Genomic DNA, 15160 nt, shown 5'->3' on the forward strand with positions numbered 1-15160 from the left:
GGTCCGAAAACCCTTGGAACAGAGCTCGTTCCATAACTACATTTACTTCTCAACGCTTTCGCATTCAGAGATAACGCATTTCGGAACCAGATCCGGTTTCGGATCGGCGCCGCCTGCGCATCCCTTCCTTATTCCGTCTTCACTTGTCAAAGAGCGTGGAGACTTTCGCCTCCGTCAGACCCCGCCGCGTCACCGCCGCTAAAGCCCGTCCCCGTCAGGGGAGGCCGGCTTATATCTCGGTGCCGACCACACCGTCAACCCCTTTTTTTTCGAACCACCAGAACTTTCCGTCCCAGCAATTCCGCGGAGTTCGTTGAACTCTCCGCGTTTCCCAATCGAACCATCCGGTTCTTTCGGGGAGGCAGGCTTTTACCTTTCGGCGGCCGGCCAGTCAATCTCTTTTTTTCGAAGTAACCGGAAAGTTTTTCCTGTCACCACTGCGAAGTTGACCAACTTTTTTCTTCGCATTCCCTTTCCGGACGCACTGTCCGTCGGGGAGGCCGCTTTCTACGCCTCTGCCCCGGGGCCGTCAACAGGGTTTTTCATTTATCCGTCATTTTTCTTTCGCGAGTGCGAAATCAGGCGGATGGCGGCGGATCATCGCGGCCCAGCTTGGCGCGGTATTCGGCCAACGGGCGCCGCCCATACCAATCCAGCGTGCCGGCTTTGTCCATCGCCTCCCACGTCGCGACCGCCTCGGCCCAGCAGGTGCGCGCCTGGGCCTGGTCACCGCCCCGCAGGTGCCCATCGCCCCAGGCGGCACGCAGCCAGGCGACGTCGCGCCGAATGAGGCAATCGTCCGGGTCCAGCGTTCGGGCGCGGCCCAGCAGTTCGCCGGCTTGGTCCAAAAGGCCCTGACCATCCGCCTGGGTCTTGGACAAACCGGCCCGCCGACGCAGCACGCCGGCCAAGCTTCGGACTGTCTGGGCTTGATCGGGGTCGCCGGAAATCTGCTGGTGCAGGATTGTTTCGGCTTGGAGGTAGGCATTCTCAGCGGCGCCCCGGTCCTGCAGACCTTCACCGACTCTAATCCAGGCAATCGCTAGATCTCGCCGGTAACCGGAAACGTCGGGATAGGCCTGGGCCAGCGCCTCCATGCCGGCCCGACTTTGGTCCCAGGCCTCGGCCGCCCCGGCGCGGTCGCCCACCGCCGCCAATGCGTCACCGCGCCAACCACTGGCGTCCGCCTTGCTCTGATCGTCCTTGGCTACGCTGTGGGCGCGGGCGGCCGCATCCAGCGCCTCGGCTGGCCGATGCTGCTCCAACCGCAACCGGGCCCGCAGCATCCAGCCGAGGGAGTCATCGGGACGACGGCGGGTCAGGGTGATCAGCGCCTGCTCGGCTTCGGCATGGCGGTGGGTATCAAGCGCCCGTACCGCCAGGGAGATCAACTCGACAGTGGAATGCGTGGTCATGGATGCCGGAGAGGGCGAGGCCAGGGCCTGGTCGGCCCGGTTCGCCTCGTCCGGGGTCAGTTGCGCGGTGCCCTGGGCCAGGGCGCGGACGCGCTCGGAATGGTCTTCCGCGTCGTGGCGGGCCTTCTCGGCGGCGGCATTATGCTCTTCCGCCTCGCAACGCGCCTGGGTGATCCGCGCCAGTTCGGCCATGGCGGCCTCCAGCTCCTGCCGGGCCTGATCAAGGGCGGCGGTGGCCTGGGCGCGAATCGTCTCCATCTCCTCCTTGGCCTGCTGGCGGGCCTCGCGCTTGGCCTTGCTGTAGGTGAACAGGCCGCCCAGACCGCCGGCCAGCGGCAGCAGGGTCGCCAACAGCAGCAACAGATCCCTCACCCCCTGCACCTGGGCGGTCAGGACCTTTTCCACCCCCTCGGCCTCGTCCTTGGCCGCCTTGGCGGCCTGTTCGCGTTGCTGGTCCAGCTGCTTTTCCAGGCGGGGAATCAGCGCCTCGACCACGCCCAGGCGGGCGGCGGGGTCATCCTTGGGCGCGGACAGGGCCGGGCCGGATAGAACCAACGACAACGCGAGAATAAGAAGAACGGCACGCATGAGGACATCCCGGCGGAAACGAAGGTCCGCCAGGATACACCATCACACAATCAACACAGTCTTAAATGGTGAGCCCCGCCTACTCCGCCGCCGGCTTCTCCACCTTGTAAAGCTCGGCGCCCTCTTTCAGGAACTTCTCGCTCATCTCGGCCATGCCCTGCTCGGCCGCCATGTCGCGGACCTCTTGGCTGATCTTGTAGGCGCAGAATTTCGGGCCGCACATCGAGCAGAAATGGGCCAGCTTGGCCCCTTCCGCCGGCAGGGTCTGGTCGTGGAAGTCCATGGCCTTTTCCGGGTCCAGGGACAGATTGAACTGATCCTTCCAGCGGAACTCGAAGCGGGCGCGGGACAGCGCGTCGTCGCGCAGGCGGGCGGCCGGCACGCCCTTGGCCAGGTCGGCGGCGTGGGCGGCCAGCTTGTAGGTCACCACCCCTTCGCGCACGTCCTGGCGGTCGGGCAGGCCCAGATGTTCCTTCGGCGTCACGTAGCACAGCATCGCCGTGCCGAACCAGCCGATCATCGCCGCCCCGATTGCCGAGGTGATGTGGTCGTAGCCGGGCGCGATATCGGTGACCAGCGGCCCCAGGGTGTAGAACGGCGCCTCGCCGCACAGCTTCAGCTGCTTTTCCACATTGGCCTTGATCTTGTGCATCGGCACATGGCCGGGGCCTTCGATGATGACCTGGCAATCATACTTCCAGGCGCGGTGGGTCAGCTCGCCCAGGGTCTCCAGCTCGGCGAACTGGGCGGAATCGTTGGCGTCGGCGATCGAGCCCGGCCGCAAGCCGTCGCCCAGGCTGAAGGCGACGTCATAGGCGCGCAGGATTTCGCAGATATCGTCGAAATGGGTGTAGAGGAAGTTTTCCTTGTGATGGGCCAGGCACCATTTGGCCATGATCGAGCCGCCGCGCGACACGATGCCGGTGACCCGCTTGGCGGTCAGCGGAATGGTGGCCAGCCGCACCCCGGCATGGATGGTGAAATAATCGACGCCCTGCTCGCATTGTTCGATCAGCGTGTCCTTGAACACCTCCCAGGTCAGGTCCTCGGCCTTGCCGTCGACCTTTTCCAGCGCCTGGTAGATCGGCACGGTGCCGATGGGAACCGGCGAGTTGCGCAAGATCCATTCGCGGGTGGCGTGGATATGGCGGCCGGTCGACAGGTCCATCACGGTGTCGGCGCCCCAGCGGATCGCCCACACCATCTTTTCCACCTCTTCCGTCACCGACGACGCCACGGCCGAATTGCCGATATTGGCGTTGATCTTGGTCAGGAAGTTGCGGCCGATGATCATCGGCTCGGCTTCCGGGTGGTTGACGTTGGCCGGAATGATGGCGCGGCCGCGCGCCACCTCGGACCGCACGAATTCCGGCGTCACCTGATCGGGGATGTCGGCGCCGAAATCCTCGCCATCGCGGAGCGATGTTTCGCCCGCGTCGCGGGCGGCGGCGTCGCGCATCTCGGCCAGGCGCATGTTCTCGCGGATCGCCACATATTCCATTTCCGGCGTGATGATGCCGCGCCGGGCATAGGCCAGCTGGGAAACGGCGGCACCCGCCTTGGCGCGCAGGGGCTTCAGGCCCTGGCGGTCGAACACCGGCACGCCGATCACCTCGCCCGGCTTCAGTCCGTCATCTTCCGGGCGATGGGCGCGGCCGGGATATTCCTCGACGTCGCCCCGTTCCAGCACCCACGAGCGGCGCAGCTGGGTCAGGCCCTTGGTGATGTCGATCTTGACCGCCGGATCGGTGAACGGACCCGAGGTGTCGTAGATGCGCACCGGCGGTTCATTGGCCGACGCTTCCAGGTCCACCTCGCGCATCGCCACCCGGATGTCGGGGCGACTGCCCACCACATGCACCTTGCGCGAACCGGGCAGGCAGCCGGTGGTGACCTTCAGTTCGTCGGGACGGTCGGACATGAAAAACGCTCCGCGTGGGGCGGGCGGGCCGGCTGGCAGGGATGGTCGGGATGGCCGCTCCGATCCCTCCGCCGGCATGACCCGGATCAGGTTCAAGGGTCGCCGGCACATCTTCCGGCCTCTCAGCCCCCGTGGCGGGGCTCCCCTTCGGTTTCTGGGGATGACCATGAAACCAAGCGGGCGCCTAAGTCAACCCCACAGAAAAGGGGGCTTTGACACATTAAGAGTCGATTCATCACACAGAGAGCATTGTCCAAACCAGGTGATCACCTGATAGTGTGAGCATCGACGCCCTGTCCCCGAGTTCCTGACCTTGGCCGAAATCGACCACAACCAAGCGGTACGCGAGATCACCCAGACCCTTCGGGGTCCGGTGGCGGCGGTATTTCGCAAGCTGGTCCCGGCCTTCCAGGACATCAAGGCCGAGGATTTCTACGACCAGGTCATCGCCAATGCCGAGCTGTTGCACGGCTGCCTGCTGATCTTCAGGAAGCGCCGCGACGCCTTTGCCGCCTTGCTGGTCGATGCCGACGGCCGCACCGTCAACGATGATTTCGTTCGGCTGCGCTGCGGCCGCACCGTGCACGACATCACCGCGATGATCGTGCGCACCCATGCCAAGCAGCATTTCCGGAAGACCCTGGGCGGCGATCCCAACGATCCCAAATCCAAATCCGGCAAGCTTTATTCGGCGATGAACGAATATCTGATCCACGAGTGGCAGGTGCCGCTGACCACCGCCTACGCCAAATTGTCGGCGGAGACGGTGGCGACGCTGGGTCCGGCCTTGATGGATCTGAAGACGGTGGCGGCGGTCGAGGCGGTGGCGACGGCGGTGGCCGGCGCGGTCGCCACCGCGCCCAGCGCCGGCAAGGTGCCGGTGACCCAGGTCACCAGCCAGGCCGCCGCCAACGACAGCGGCCCGAAGAAGGCGGCCGAGCCGGTCATGGTGGAAATCGACCAGCGTGAAGCCGATTTCTGGTGGGAGACGCTGAACGATCCCAACGTCCGCTCGGCCCTGGGCCGCATGACCGAAACCGAGATGCGCGAACTGACCGCCGCCTTCTGCGCGGTCGGCGACACCACCCGGTCGGAATTGCTGAAGCCTCTGGGCTTCTCGCTCTATCAGGCGGCGGTGGTGTTCACCACGCTTTACCGCGCCCAAGGCCGCGCCGCCTTCGGCATGATGTTCGGCAAGCCGGGCAACCCGGCGGCGGTGAAGGATTTCACCAAGCGCCTGCAGGTCAAGAATGTCGGCTCGCGGACCGACATGAAGACCCTGGTCACCGTCACCGAGGGCGCCCTGCAAGGGGCCGGTCGAACCGCGCGGACCGGCACCCGCTAATCCCCCCGCTTTTGATTTTGCTTTTACCCCCACGCCGATTGTGCTAACTCTGGACCTGTTAATGCAAGTCACTCGCATTTGCGCCAACCAGAGGAACCTGCCCCGATGCGTCTGCCCAGCCGTCTGTTCGGTCTTGCCGCTGCCCTGACTGTCGCCGCCCCCGCTTTGGTTCAGGCGGCCGAGGTCAACGTCTATTCCGCCCGCAAGGACCACCTGATCAAGCCGCTGCTGGACCAGTTCACCAAGGAAAGCGGCATCAAGGTCAACCTGCTGTCGGCCGGCGAGGACCAGTTGATCGAGCGCATGAAGGCCGAGGGACCGTCCAGCCCGGCCGACATCTTGCTGACCACCGACGTCGCCCGCCTGCACAAGGCCCGGGTCGATGGGCTGCTGCAGCCGGTGGCCTCGACGGCGCTGACCAAGGCGGTGCCGTCGCGGTTCAGGGACCCGCAGGGCTATTGGTTCGGCCTGTCGGCGCGCGCCCGCGTGCTGTTCTACGCCAAGGACCGGGTCAAGCCGGCCGATCTGTCGACCTACGAGGATCTGGCCGATCCGAAATGGAAGGGCCGCATCTGCGTGCGCTCGTCGTCGTCGGTCTATAACCAGTCGCTGCTGGCCGGAATGATCGCCGTCGATGGTGCCGACAAGGCCGAGGCCTGGGCCAAGGGCATCGTCGCCAACATGGCCAGGAAGCCGCAGGGCGGCGACCGCGACCAGATCGCCGCAATCGCCGCCGGCCAGTGCGACGTCGCCATCGCCAACACCTACTACTTCGCCGGCATGTTGACGTCCGACAAGGCCGACGAGAAGGCCGCCGCCGACAAGGTCGGTCTGTTCTGGCCGAACCAGCAGGGCCGCGGCGCCCATGTCAACATCTCGGGGGCCGGCATCACCGCTTCGGCCAAGCACAAGGTCGAGGCGGTCAAGCTGCTGGAGTTCCTGGCCAGCCCGGCGGCCCAGAAGATCTATGCCGAAACCAACCATGAATTCCCGGTGGCCGACGGCATCCAACCGTCGGCGCTGGTGGCGGGTTGGGGAAGCTTCAAACCCGAGACGATTCCGGTCGCCATGCTGGGCGAGAACAATCCGGTGGCGGTCAAGCTGTTCGACCGCGCCGGCTGGAGGTGAGATGGTCATCTGGAAGAACATGATGACGCGGGCGCTGGCCCGCGCCATGGCCGAGCGGGCGGCCGAGGCGCCGCCCGAGAAAGAGCCGGACGAAGCCTATCCCAAGAACCTGTCCAACACCCGGCCGATACCGTCCAAATAAGAGCCGCCGAACAGGCGGACATGGACCAGCAGGGGATAAAGCAGGTAGAGCTCGCGCCGTTCCTCCCAAAAGCCGGGCGCGATCGGCCGGATTTCGCCATAGCGGCGAAAGAAGGACTCGTCGAAGGTGCCGAACATGGTGCCGAAGGCCAACTCGATCTCGGGATGGCCGTAATAGATGGCCGGATCGATGAAGGCGGCGATCCGACCGTCCTTGACCAGGATGTTTCCGCTCCAGCAATCGCCATGCAGCAGGGCCGGCTGTGCCGGTTCCTCGACCCAACTGGGCAGGCGCGCGGCCAGGATCTCGATCCGGTGCATGGTTTCGGCCGGCAATCGACCTGAATCCAGCGCCATGCGAGCCATCGCCAGCAGGCGGTGATCGCGAAAGAAATCAAGCCAGCGATGGGTGGCCGTGTTGACCTGCGGCAAGCCGCCGATGACGGTGTCGCGTTCAAGCCCGAAGGAATGCCACGACGTCCCGTGCAGGTCGGCCAGCAATTCGGCGGCATGCATCTGGGCCGCGCCGGTCAGCGCATCGCCGCACGCCACATGCTCCATCAGCAGCAAGTCGTCGTCGGCATGGATGATGGTGGGCAAAGGCAGCCGCGACTTGCACGCCAGTTGGCGGACCATCCAGCCCTCGGGCTCCAGCCCCGGCCCCAGCTTGGCCACCACCCGGCCGTTGCCGGCCAATTGGATCAGCAGCACCCGGCCGACCGAGCCGCCCGACAACGGGGCCATGGCATCGACCTTGCGGCCGGTGAAGCGTTCGACCAGAGCCGGAACCCGGTCCTGCACCTAAAGCCGCTCCCGCAGATGGACCAGCACGCCGCGCGCACCGGCCTCGATCATGTCCAGCACCCGCTCGAACCCGTCGGCACCGCCATAATAGGGGTCGGGGACATCCTTGATTCCCCAGTCGGGGGCGAAATCCATGAACAGGGCCAGGCGCTCCTCGCGCCCCTTGGGGCACAGGCGGGCCAGGATGTCGTGGTGGCCCCGATCCATCGCCAGCACCAGATCGAATTCGTCGAAATCCGCCGCGGCGACCTTGCGGGCCCGCAAATCGGCCATGGCGACACCGCGCCGCGCCGCGGCAGCCGTCGAGCGCTGGTCGGGCGGCTCGCCGACATGGTAGCCGTGGGTGCCGGCGGAGTCCCACCCTATACGATCAGCCAGACCTTCCGCCGCCACCAGGGCGCGGAACACCCCCTCGGCGGTGGGCGAGCGGCAGATGTTTCCGGTGCAGACGAACAAGACCTTGATCATCGATCCCGGATACCCCTTTCGCCGCCGTCCCGCAAGGGGGGATGCGGTCGCCACTTGACCTAAGTCATTTCTTTTACCTTGGAATGACCCCAAGAAGGTCGGGGATATTGGCCGAGGAGTAGGGGCGGTCATGAACTTTACCAAACTGGCGAATTCCATACCTATTGGTAGGCGGCTCTCGATCGGCTTCCTGTCGCTGTGCGGCTTGATCCTGATCCTGGCCGGCACGGTTGCCCTGTCGTCGGGCCGGATCGTCGAGGTCAACCGCCGGATCGTCGATCTGCGGATGCCGGTGGCGGAAATCAGCGCCAGCATTCAGACCCAGCTGCAATCCTCGCTGGCGTCGTTGCGCGGCTTCCTGCTGACCGGCAAGGACGGCTTCAAGGTCGATCGCGCCGAGGCCTGGACCATCATCAACGGGCAGATCCCCGAGATGGACACGCTGGCGGCCCAGTTCACCAATCCCAAGAATATCGAGCTTTGGCGCGAGCTGAAGATCCTGCTGCCGGAAATCAATTCCTTCCAGGCCGAAGCCGAAAAGGCCGGAGCCGGCGAGGCCGGGTCGGCCATCCTGGTGCGCGATCTGCTGCCCCGGGTCACCCGCGCCATCACCATCCTGGCCGGCGAGCGCGGCGCCGACGGCAAGCGTCACGGCGGCATGGTCGATAGCCAGAAGGGCCTGCTGGCCACCGATACCGACGCCGTCGAAAGCCAACTGAATCAATTGCAACTGATGTCGTGGGGCGCCCTGGTGGTCGGCCTGGCGCTGGGCGCGCTGATCAGCTGGGGCACCACCCGCTCGATCGTGCCGCCATTGGCCGGCATCACCGGTGCCATGCGCGGACTGGCCGGCGGCGATTCCAGCGTCCATGTCCCCGGCGCCGACCGCGGCGACGAGATCGGCGAGATGGCGCACGCCCTCGAGATCTTCCGCCAAGGGCTGGCCCGCCAGCAAGAGTTGGAGGCGCGCGAGCGGGAAGCCGCCGAAGCCCGTCAGCGTCGTGCGGAACTGATCACCCGCCTGACTTCGGACTTCGATTCCGGGGCGACCGAGGTGGTCAAGCATGTCGCCGCCGCCTCGACCCAGTTGGAAGCCACCGCGGCGGCGATGTCGGGCGCGGCCGCGCAAACGGCCCAGCAGGCCACCGCCGCCTCGCACGCCTCGGACGAAGCCTCGGCCAACGTGCAGGCCGTCGCCTCGGCCGCCGAGGAACTGGCCGCCTCGATCGGCGAGATCAGCCGCCGGGTCGCCGAATCCTCGGCCATCGCCGACGGCGCCGTCGGCGAGGCCAACCGCGCGGCGTCCGACGTCGACGGCCTGGCCGAAGCGGTCCGCCATATCGGCGAGGTGGTCAGCCTGATCACTGCCATCGCCAGCCAGACCAACCTTTTGGCCTTGAACGCCACCATCGAAGCGGCGCGTGCCGGCGAGGCCGGCAAGGGCTTCGCGGTGGTCGCCAACGAGGTCAAGGGGCTGGCCAACCAGACCGCCAAGGCCACCGACGAAATCGGCGCCCAGATCGCCCTGGTCCAGGAAAAGACCGCCAAGGTGGTTGCCGCCATCCAATCCATCGTCAGCGTCATCCAGCATGTCGGCGAGAACGCCTCGTCGATCGCCGTCGCCGTCGAGGAGCAATCGGCTGCCACCACCGAGATCGCCCGCTCGGTCGATCAGGCCTCGAGCGGGAGCGCTGAGGTCCGCCACAACATCGCCGGCGTCCAGACGGCGGCCGGTGAAACCGGGGCGGCGGCCAAGCAGGTGCTGGCGGCGTCGGGGTCCTTGTCGCAACAGGCCCGCGATCTCAAGGTGATCATCGACGAATTCCTGGAGGGCGTGCGGATGGCATGACATCATCGGGCGATTGATCGCCGCGGAGGATTCATGCCCCACTTGCCCCGTCAGGGCCGGATCGTCGTGTTGACCGGCGCCGGCATCTCGAAGGAATCCGGCCTGGATACCTTTCGCTGCGAAGGCGGTTTGTGGTCGAAGGTCCGCCTCGAGGACGTCGCCACGCCCGAGGCGTTCGCGGCCAACCCGGCATTGGTCCAGGAATTCTATAACGCCCGGCGGCGCGGCCTGCAGGACCCGGCCATCGCCCCCAACCCGGCCCACATCGCCCTGGCCCGGCTGGAAGCGGCTTGGCCCGGCCAGGTCCTGGTGGTCACCCAGAACATCGACGACCTGCACGAGCGGGCCGGCAGCCGCAACCTGATCCACATGCATGGCGAGTTGCTGAAGGTCCGCTGCCAGGTCTGCGACGATCCGTTCGAATGGCGGGGCGACCTGACCCACGACGAACGCTGCCCCGATTGCCGCCGCCCCGGCCGCCTGCGCCCCCATGTGGTGTGGTTCGGCGAGATGCCGTTGGCGATGGATCGCATCGAGAGGGCGCTGATGGAATGCGACCTGTTCGTCTCGATCGGGACCTCGGGCAACGTCTATCCGGCGGCCGGCTTCGTGCTGGGCGTGCGCCGCGCCGGCCGCGCCCACACAGTGGAACTGAACCTCGAGCCCAGCGAGGGCGCCAGCCTGTTCGCCGAGACGGTGCTGGGACCGGCGTCCCAGGTGGTCCCGGCCTTCGTCGAGCGCCTGCTTGGGGCTGCTTGACTCTTCTGGCGGTTCCAGGCCATATGCGCACCGTCTATAGGGGGAATCACCCAGATGAGCGCACCCGACGGGGCCGAACACGGCCAATCGCGCAATGTCTTCGCCCTGATGTTCGGCGCCATCGGCGTCGTCTTCGGCGACATCGGCACCAGCCCGCTTTACGCCATGAAGGAAACCTTCGCCGGCCCGCATCAGTTGGCGCTGGACCGCCTGCATGTGTTCGGCGTGCTGTCCCTGGTGTTCTGGGCGGTGACCATCGTGGTCTCCATCAAATACGTCGTCTTCATCATGCGCGCCGACAACAAGGGCGAGGGCGGGTCGCTGGCCCTGCTGGCCCTGGTCGGACGGGTCGCGCAAGGACGGCCCGGCCTGTCGGCCCTGGTCGCCGCACTGGGCATTTTCGCCGCCGCCTTGTTCTATGGCGATTCGATGATCACCCCGGCCATCTCGATCCTGTCGGCGGTGGAAGGCCTGCAGGTGGTGGCCCCGGCGCTGGACCACTATGTCGTGCCGCTGACCATCGGCATCCTGGTGGTCTTGTTCGCCATCCAGAAGCACGGCACCGACGCGGTCGGCAAGGCGTTCGGGCCGATCATGACAGTGTGGTTCACCGTGCTGGCGGTCATGGGCGTGCGCAATATCGGCCTGGCTCCCGAGGTGCTGAAGGCGCTGTCGCCGCATTGGGCCATCTTGTTCCTTTATAACGACGGCTGGATCGGGTTCCTGGCGCTGGGCTCGGTGGTGCTGGCGGTGACCGGCGCCGAGGCGCTTTACGCCGACATGGGCCATTTCGGCCGCGTGCCGATCCGCCTGGCCTGGTACTTCCTGGTGCTGCCGGCCTTGCTGCTCAATTATTTCGGCCAGGGCGCGCTGCTGTTGACCAATCCCGCCGCCCTGGAGAACCCGTTCTTCAAGATGGCCCCGGCCTGGGCCGGCGTGCCGCTGCTGCTGCTGGCGACCTGCGCCACCGTCATCGCCTCGCAGGCGGTGATCTCGGGCGCCTTCTCGGTGACCCGCCAGGCCATCCAGCTGGGCTATCTGCCGCGCATGACCATCGTCCACACCTCGGAACAGGAAATCGGCCAGATCTACGTGCCGGTGCTGAACTGGACGCTGATGATCTTCGTGATGGCCCTGGTGCTGGGCTTTCGCACCTCGTCCAACCTGGCGTCGGCCTATGGCGTGGCGGTGACCGGCACCATGGTCATCGACGCCACCCTGATCGGCATGGTCATGCTGCTGCTGTGGGGGTGGAAGAAGAATTGGGTGTTCGGCCTGGTCGGGCTGTTCCTGGTGATGGATCTGGCCTTCTTCCTGGCCAATTCCACCAAGATTCCCCATGGCGGCTGGTTCCCGCTGGCCATCGGCCTGGTGGTGTTCGTGTTCCTGACCACCTGGAAGCGTGGCCGCCAATTGCTGATGGCCAAGCTGGCCAACGACGCCATGCCGGTCGATGCCTTCCTGGCCTCGCTGTCATCGCGGGTCGCCCGCGTCTCGGGCACCGCCATCTTCCTGACCGGCACCCGCGAGGGCATTCCGCTGGCCCTGCTGCACAATTTGAAGCACAACAAGGTGGTGCACGAGCGGGTGGTGATCCTGACGGTGATCATGGCCGAGACGCCCTTCGTGTCGGCGGAGAAGCGCATCGAGCATGAAGTGCTGGCGCCCGGCTTCCAGCGCCTGACCTTGCGCTTCGGCTTCATGGAGGATCCCAACATCCCCAAGACCATGGCCCACGCCAAGACCGAGCAGTTGGGTTTCTTCTACGAGCCGATGTCCATCAGCTATTTCCTGTCGCGCGAGACCATCATCGCCTCGCAGAATCCCGGCATGGACCCGTGGCGCGAACAATTGTTCGCCTGGATGGCCCGGTCGGCCACCAATGCCATGGACTTCTTCCAACTGCCCAGCAACCGCGTCGTCGAGCTGGGCAGCCAGGTGGAGATCTAGAGCGGCGCGCCTATAAACTGGTTCATTCCTTGTGCCGTTAAGCCCGGCAACGACGATCAAGAAAAGCTGATCCGGATTTCAGGCTCGGCGCTATAAGGCTCGTATGAGCCCGGCGGCGCGGCCGTCGCCCCGCCCCCGACCCATGAATGCCGTCACCGGCCAGAACGGCCCTAGATGATCTTGCCTTCGCCGCCATCATCGACGATACCCGCCACGCCGGCCAGCCAATGGCGCAATGCCCGGCGGCTCATCAGCTTTTCCTGGGCCGGCCCCGGCAGATCGGTCAGGGCCAGCACACCCTTGCGCATCAGCACCTCGATCAGATCCTCGACCACGCGGATGAAGGCCAGATCGGCGTTGATGAACGGCGTCTCGCCGGCCCCTTCGATGGCCAGGTCGCAGGTGCGCTCGACGAAGGCGACGATTTCCGGGTCGTCGGCGGCCAGTTCCTCGGCGCTGTCGTCCAGCGGGAATTCGGCGATGGCGATCAGACGGCCGTCGGTATCGCGGGTGACGAAGGGCATGGGGACGGCTCCAGTATCCGATCTCTCCAGCCTAAACCGACAAAGCCCCCTCGGGAAGACCCGAGGGGGCTTTGCACAACGATTTGACCAACCGGAACCTAGTGCAGCTTGCGCGGCAGTTCCTGGATGGCGCCGTCCACCAGGGCAGCGGCCTGGTCGGCGGTGATGCTTTCTGCCAGAACCTGACGGGCGGCGGCGATGGCGACATCGACGGCCAGATTCTTGACTTCCTTGACCGCCTGGGCTTCGGCCTGGGCGATACGGTCCATGGCCTGCTGCTCGCGGCGCTTCAAAGAGGCGTCGAGATCCTTGGCTGACTGCGCGGCCAGGCGCTCGGCCTCGGCCTTGGCATGGGCGATGATCTCTTCCGCTTCCTTCATGGCGTCGCGCTGCTTGCGCTGATAGCGGGCCAGGGTCTCCTGGGCCTCTTCACGCAGGCGGGCGGCTTCGTCGATGCGGGCCTTGATCTTGGCCGACCGGGCGTCGAGCCCGGCGCCCAGGGCGCGCACCACCGGCTTCAAAGCCAGGGCGACGACCATGATGAAGGCGATTCCGACCCAGAAGGCGGCATCGGTGTAGAACGGACCGGCGGCGTGATGGGCGTCGGCTGCGTAGGCGACCGAAATCATTGTCCGTTCTCCTTCAGCGCGGCGGCGATGGCCGATTCCAGCTTGCCCTGGTCGGGGCTGGTGCCGACCAGACGGGCGATGGCTGCGCCGGCGACGTCAAGGGCGACGTCTCGCACATTGGCGAGGGCCTGTTCCTTGGCGGCGGCGATGCGGACCTCACCGGCCTTGATCTGCTCGGCCAGCTTGGCGCTGAGCTCACGGGTGCGCTCGTCGGCTTGCTTGGCCAGGCGTTCGCTGGCTTCCTTGATGACGGAGTGCGCGTGCGCACGCGATTCGGCCAAAGCCTTTTCATACGCGGCGATCGCGGCCTCGGCTTCGGCCTTCAACTGCATGGCCTTGTCGAGGTTGTCGTCGATCTTGCGCTGACGCTCGTCGAGGACGGCGCCGATCTTCGGCAGGGCCACCTTGGACATCAGGATGTACAGGGTGATGAAAGTGACGGCCAGCCAGAAAAGCTGGGGCGCGAAGAACGCCGGATCGAACTGGGGCATCCCGATGCTCCTAAGGGGGTATTGAACCGGGATATCGGAGCGGGAGGCGGGCCGCGCCACCGGTCACCCGGCGGCGCGGCTCTCACACCGTTCCGAAGGAGGAACCTTCGCCTGAAACCTTAGGCGAAGAGGATCATCAGCGCGACGACCAGAGCGAACAGCGCGATAGCTTCGGTCACCGCGAAGCCGATCCAGCCGTACAGCTCGACGTTCGCCTTGGCGGCCGGGTTACGGCCGACGGTGGCGATCAGGTTGGCCCAAATGTTACCCACGCCGATACCCGAACCGATCATGCCGATGGCGGCCAGACCAGCACCGATCAACTTAGCAGCACTCGCTTCCATAATTTTGCTCCTTCGAGGACTGGAAACCGAAAACAGACGAAAAAGTCAGAACCCTGAAGCCACCCATCAATGCATGTGGATGGCGTCGTGCAGGTAGATGCACGACAGGATGGTGAAGACATAGGCCTGCAGCAGGGCGATACCGAACTCGAGAACGGTGATGGCGCCCAGGAAGGCGAAGGGCACGACGCCCGGAATGACGTAGAACGCGCCCAGGCTGACCACGAAGCCGCCCAGCACCTTCAAGATGATGTGGCCGACGGTCATGTTGGCGAAAAGACGAACCGCCAGGCTGAACGGGCGCGAGAAGTACGAGATCACCTCGATCGGCACCAGGATGATCGCGGTGGCGATCGGGGCACCCTCGGGGAAGAACATGCGCAGGAAATGGGTGCCGTGGCGGGCGAAACCGATGATGGTGACGCCGGTGAACACCACGATGGCCATGCCGAACGTCACGATGACGTGGCTGGTATAGGTGAAGGCGCCCGGGATCATGCCCAGCAGGTTACCGAACAGCACGAACATGAACAGGGTGAAGATGAAGGGGAAATACTTGCGCCCTTCCTGCCCCACATTGTCCTTCAGCATGCCGGCGATGAATTCATAGAACACCTCGGCCAGCGCTTGCCAGCGCCCGGGGACCAAGGCGCGCGAGCGCACCGAGAGCGTCAGGAAGGCGGTGATCAGCACCACCGAAATGACCATCATCACCGCGGAATTGGTGAACGACACGTCGACGCCCGCCACTTCGAGCGGAATGATGGGCTTGATCTTGAACTGCTCGATCGGGTTCGCCACGAG

At 65.5% G+C, this 15160-nt stretch carries 15 protein-coding genes and 1 riboswitch; of the genes, 6 read left to right on the top strand and 9 right to left on the bottom strand.

Translation table 11 applies throughout. The features are described from left to right. Nucleotides 1–578: 578 nt before the first annotated feature. Both MTBLM5_RS08960 and thiC read right to left on the bottom strand, forming a co-directional pair. The gene (locus MTBLM5_RS08960) at nucleotides 579–2003 is read right to left on the bottom strand and encodes a hypothetical protein (protein WP_173975761.1); all 1425 of its coding nucleotides are present in this window, start codon (nucleotides 2001–2003) and stop codon (nucleotides 579–581) included. A gap of 79 nt (nucleotides 2004–2082) precedes the next feature. Further along, the gene (gene thiC / locus MTBLM5_RS08965) at nucleotides 2083–3924 is read right to left on the bottom strand and encodes a phosphomethylpyrimidine synthase ThiC (protein WP_173975762.1); all 1842 of its coding nucleotides are present in this window, start codon (nucleotides 3922–3924) and stop codon (nucleotides 2083–2085) included. 46 nt (nucleotides 3925–3970) lie between these two features. Continuing rightward, a riboswitch (TPP riboswitch) is annotated at nucleotides 3971–4081 on the bottom strand. Between the two features lie 156 nt (nucleotides 4082–4237). On the opposite strand from thiC, the gene MTBLM5_RS08970 reads away from it, so the two are divergent. The 3 genes from MTBLM5_RS08970 to MTBLM5_RS08980 all read left to right on the top strand — a co-directional run bounded on the left by MTBLM5_RS08970 (nucleotide 4238) and on the right by MTBLM5_RS08980 (nucleotide 6539). Beyond that, nucleotides 4238–5269, top strand: a complete 1032-nt coding sequence (locus MTBLM5_RS08970) for a hypothetical protein (RefSeq protein WP_173975763.1) — start codon at nucleotides 4238–4240, stop codon at nucleotides 5267–5269. A 105-nt stretch (nucleotides 5270–5374) separates the two neighbouring features. Continuing rightward, on the top strand, nucleotides 5375–6397 hold the full coding sequence (locus MTBLM5_RS08975; protein WP_173975764.1) for a Fe(3+) ABC transporter substrate-binding protein: 1023 nt from the start codon (nucleotides 5375–5377) through the stop codon (nucleotides 6395–6397). Nucleotide 6398: 1 nt separating this feature from the next. Beyond that, nucleotides 6399–6539, top strand: a complete 141-nt coding sequence (locus tag MTBLM5_RS08980) for a hypothetical protein (protein WP_173975765.1) — start codon at nucleotides 6399–6401, stop codon at nucleotides 6537–6539. Here MTBLM5_RS08980 and MTBLM5_RS08985 read toward each other — a convergent pair. Then, entirely contained in the window at nucleotides 6494–7339 is an 846-nt protein-coding gene (locus MTBLM5_RS08985) for a fructosamine kinase family protein (protein WP_173975766.1), read from the bottom strand. The two genes, MTBLM5_RS08980 and MTBLM5_RS08985, sit on opposite strands and share 46 nt — an antisense overlap. After that, complete coding sequence (locus MTBLM5_RS08990) at nucleotides 7340–7810, bottom strand: low molecular weight protein-tyrosine-phosphatase (RefSeq protein WP_173975767.1); 471 nt, start codon at nucleotides 7808–7810, stop codon at nucleotides 7340–7342. It abuts the gene before it with no gap. A 130-nt stretch (nucleotides 7811–7940) separates the two neighbouring features. Between MTBLM5_RS08990 and MTBLM5_RS08995 the strand changes: the two genes are divergently transcribed. Genes MTBLM5_RS08995 through MTBLM5_RS09005 form a run of 3 tightly spaced genes read left to right on the top strand, consistent with a single transcriptional unit; the run spans nucleotide 7941 to nucleotide 12368 of the window. Continuing rightward, nucleotides 7941–9659 (top strand): methyl-accepting chemotaxis protein, encoded by a 1719-nt coding sequence (locus MTBLM5_RS08995; protein WP_254430967.1) that lies wholly within the window; start codon nucleotides 7941–7943, stop codon nucleotides 9657–9659. Between the two features lie 33 nt (nucleotides 9660–9692). Next, entirely contained in the window at nucleotides 9693–10418 is a 726-nt protein-coding gene (gene cobB / locus MTBLM5_RS09000; RefSeq protein WP_173975768.1) for a Sir2 family NAD+-dependent deacetylase, read from the top strand. A gap of 54 nt (nucleotides 10419–10472) precedes the next feature. After that, nucleotides 10473–12368 carry a potassium transporter Kup gene (locus tag MTBLM5_RS09005; protein ID WP_173975769.1) on the top strand — a complete coding sequence of 632 codons (1896 nt, stop codon included), beginning with the start codon at nucleotides 10473–10475 and terminating at the stop codon, nucleotides 12366–12368. A 170-nt stretch (nucleotides 12369–12538) separates the two neighbouring features. On the opposite strand, the gene MTBLM5_RS09010 is transcribed toward MTBLM5_RS09005, so the two are convergent. From MTBLM5_RS09010 to MTBLM5_RS09030, 5 genes are all read right to left on the bottom strand, one after another. Then, the gene (locus MTBLM5_RS09010) at nucleotides 12539–12892 is read right to left on the bottom strand and encodes a hypothetical protein (protein ID WP_173975770.1); all 354 of its coding nucleotides are present in this window, start codon (nucleotides 12890–12892) and stop codon (nucleotides 12539–12541) included. A 98-nt stretch (nucleotides 12893–12990) separates the two neighbouring features. Continuing rightward, on the bottom strand, nucleotides 12991–13521 hold the full coding sequence (locus MTBLM5_RS09015; protein ID WP_173975771.1) for a F0F1 ATP synthase subunit B: 531 nt from the start codon (nucleotides 13519–13521) through the stop codon (nucleotides 12991–12993). Next, nucleotides 13518–14012: a F0F1 ATP synthase subunit B' gene (locus MTBLM5_RS09020; protein ID WP_068497768.1), complete on the bottom strand. Its 495-nt coding sequence runs from the start codon at nucleotides 14010–14012 to the stop codon at nucleotides 13518–13520. Before MTBLM5_RS09020 ends, MTBLM5_RS09015 begins: the two co-directional genes overlap by 4 nt. A 119-nt stretch (nucleotides 14013–14131) precedes the next feature. Then, nucleotides 14132–14356 (bottom strand): ATP synthase subunit C family protein, encoded by a 225-nt coding sequence (locus tag MTBLM5_RS09025; protein ID WP_068497766.1) that lies wholly within the window; start codon nucleotides 14354–14356, stop codon nucleotides 14132–14134. Between the two features lie 66 nt (nucleotides 14357–14422). Beyond that, complete coding sequence (locus MTBLM5_RS09030; RefSeq protein WP_173975772.1) at nucleotides 14423–15157, bottom strand: F0F1 ATP synthase subunit A; 735 nt, start codon at nucleotides 15155–15157, stop codon at nucleotides 14423–14425. Between the last annotated feature and the right edge of the window lie 3 nt (nucleotides 15158–15160).

It is taken from the genome of Magnetospirillum sp. LM-5, assembly GCF_902729445.1.
Lineage (GTDB): Bacteria > Pseudomonadota > Alphaproteobacteria > Rhodospirillales > Magnetospirillaceae > Magnetospirillum.

Bases quoted from the DNA above. Each gene is read 5' to 3' on its own strand.
- MTBLM5_RS08960 (WP_173975761.1), bottom strand. From the start codon at position 2,003: ATGCGTGCCGTTCTTCTTATTCTCGCGTTGTCGTTGGTTCTATCCGGC.
- thiC (WP_173975762.1), bottom strand. From the start codon at position 3,924: ATGTCCGACCGTCCCGACGAACTGAAGGTCACCACCGGCTGCCTGCCC.
- MTBLM5_RS08975 (WP_173975764.1), top strand. From the start codon at position 5,375: ATGCGTCTGCCCAGCCGTCTGTTCGGTCTTGCCGCTGCCCTGACTGTC.
- MTBLM5_RS08980 (WP_173975765.1), top strand. From the start codon at position 6,399: ATGGTCATCTGGAAGAACATGATGACGCGGGCGCTGGCCCGCGCCATG.
- MTBLM5_RS08990 (WP_173975767.1), bottom strand. From the start codon at position 7,810: ATGATCAAGGTCTTGTTCGTCTGCACCGGAAACATCTGCCGCTCGCCC.
- MTBLM5_RS08995 (WP_254430967.1), top strand. From the start codon at position 7,941: ATGAACTTTACCAAACTGGCGAATTCCATACCTATTGGTAGGCGGCTC.
- cobB (WP_173975768.1), top strand. From the start codon at position 9,693: ATGCCCCACTTGCCCCGTCAGGGCCGGATCGTCGTGTTGACCGGCGCC.
- MTBLM5_RS09005 (WP_173975769.1), top strand. From the start codon at position 10,473: ATGAGCGCACCCGACGGGGCCGAACACGGCCAATCGCGCAATGTCTTC.
- MTBLM5_RS09010 (WP_173975770.1), bottom strand. From the start codon at position 12,892: ATGCCCTTCGTCACCCGCGATACCGACGGCCGTCTGATCGCCATCGCC.
- MTBLM5_RS09015 (WP_173975771.1), bottom strand. From the start codon at position 13,521: ATGATTTCGGTCGCCTACGCAGCCGACGCCCATCACGCCGCCGGTCCG.
- MTBLM5_RS09020 (WP_068497768.1), bottom strand. From the start codon at position 14,012: ATGCCCCAGTTCGATCCGGCGTTCTTCGCGCCCCAGCTTTTCTGGCTG.
- MTBLM5_RS09025 (WP_068497766.1), bottom strand. From the start codon at position 14,356: ATGGAAGCGAGTGCTGCTAAGTTGATCGGTGCTGGTCTGGCCGCCATC.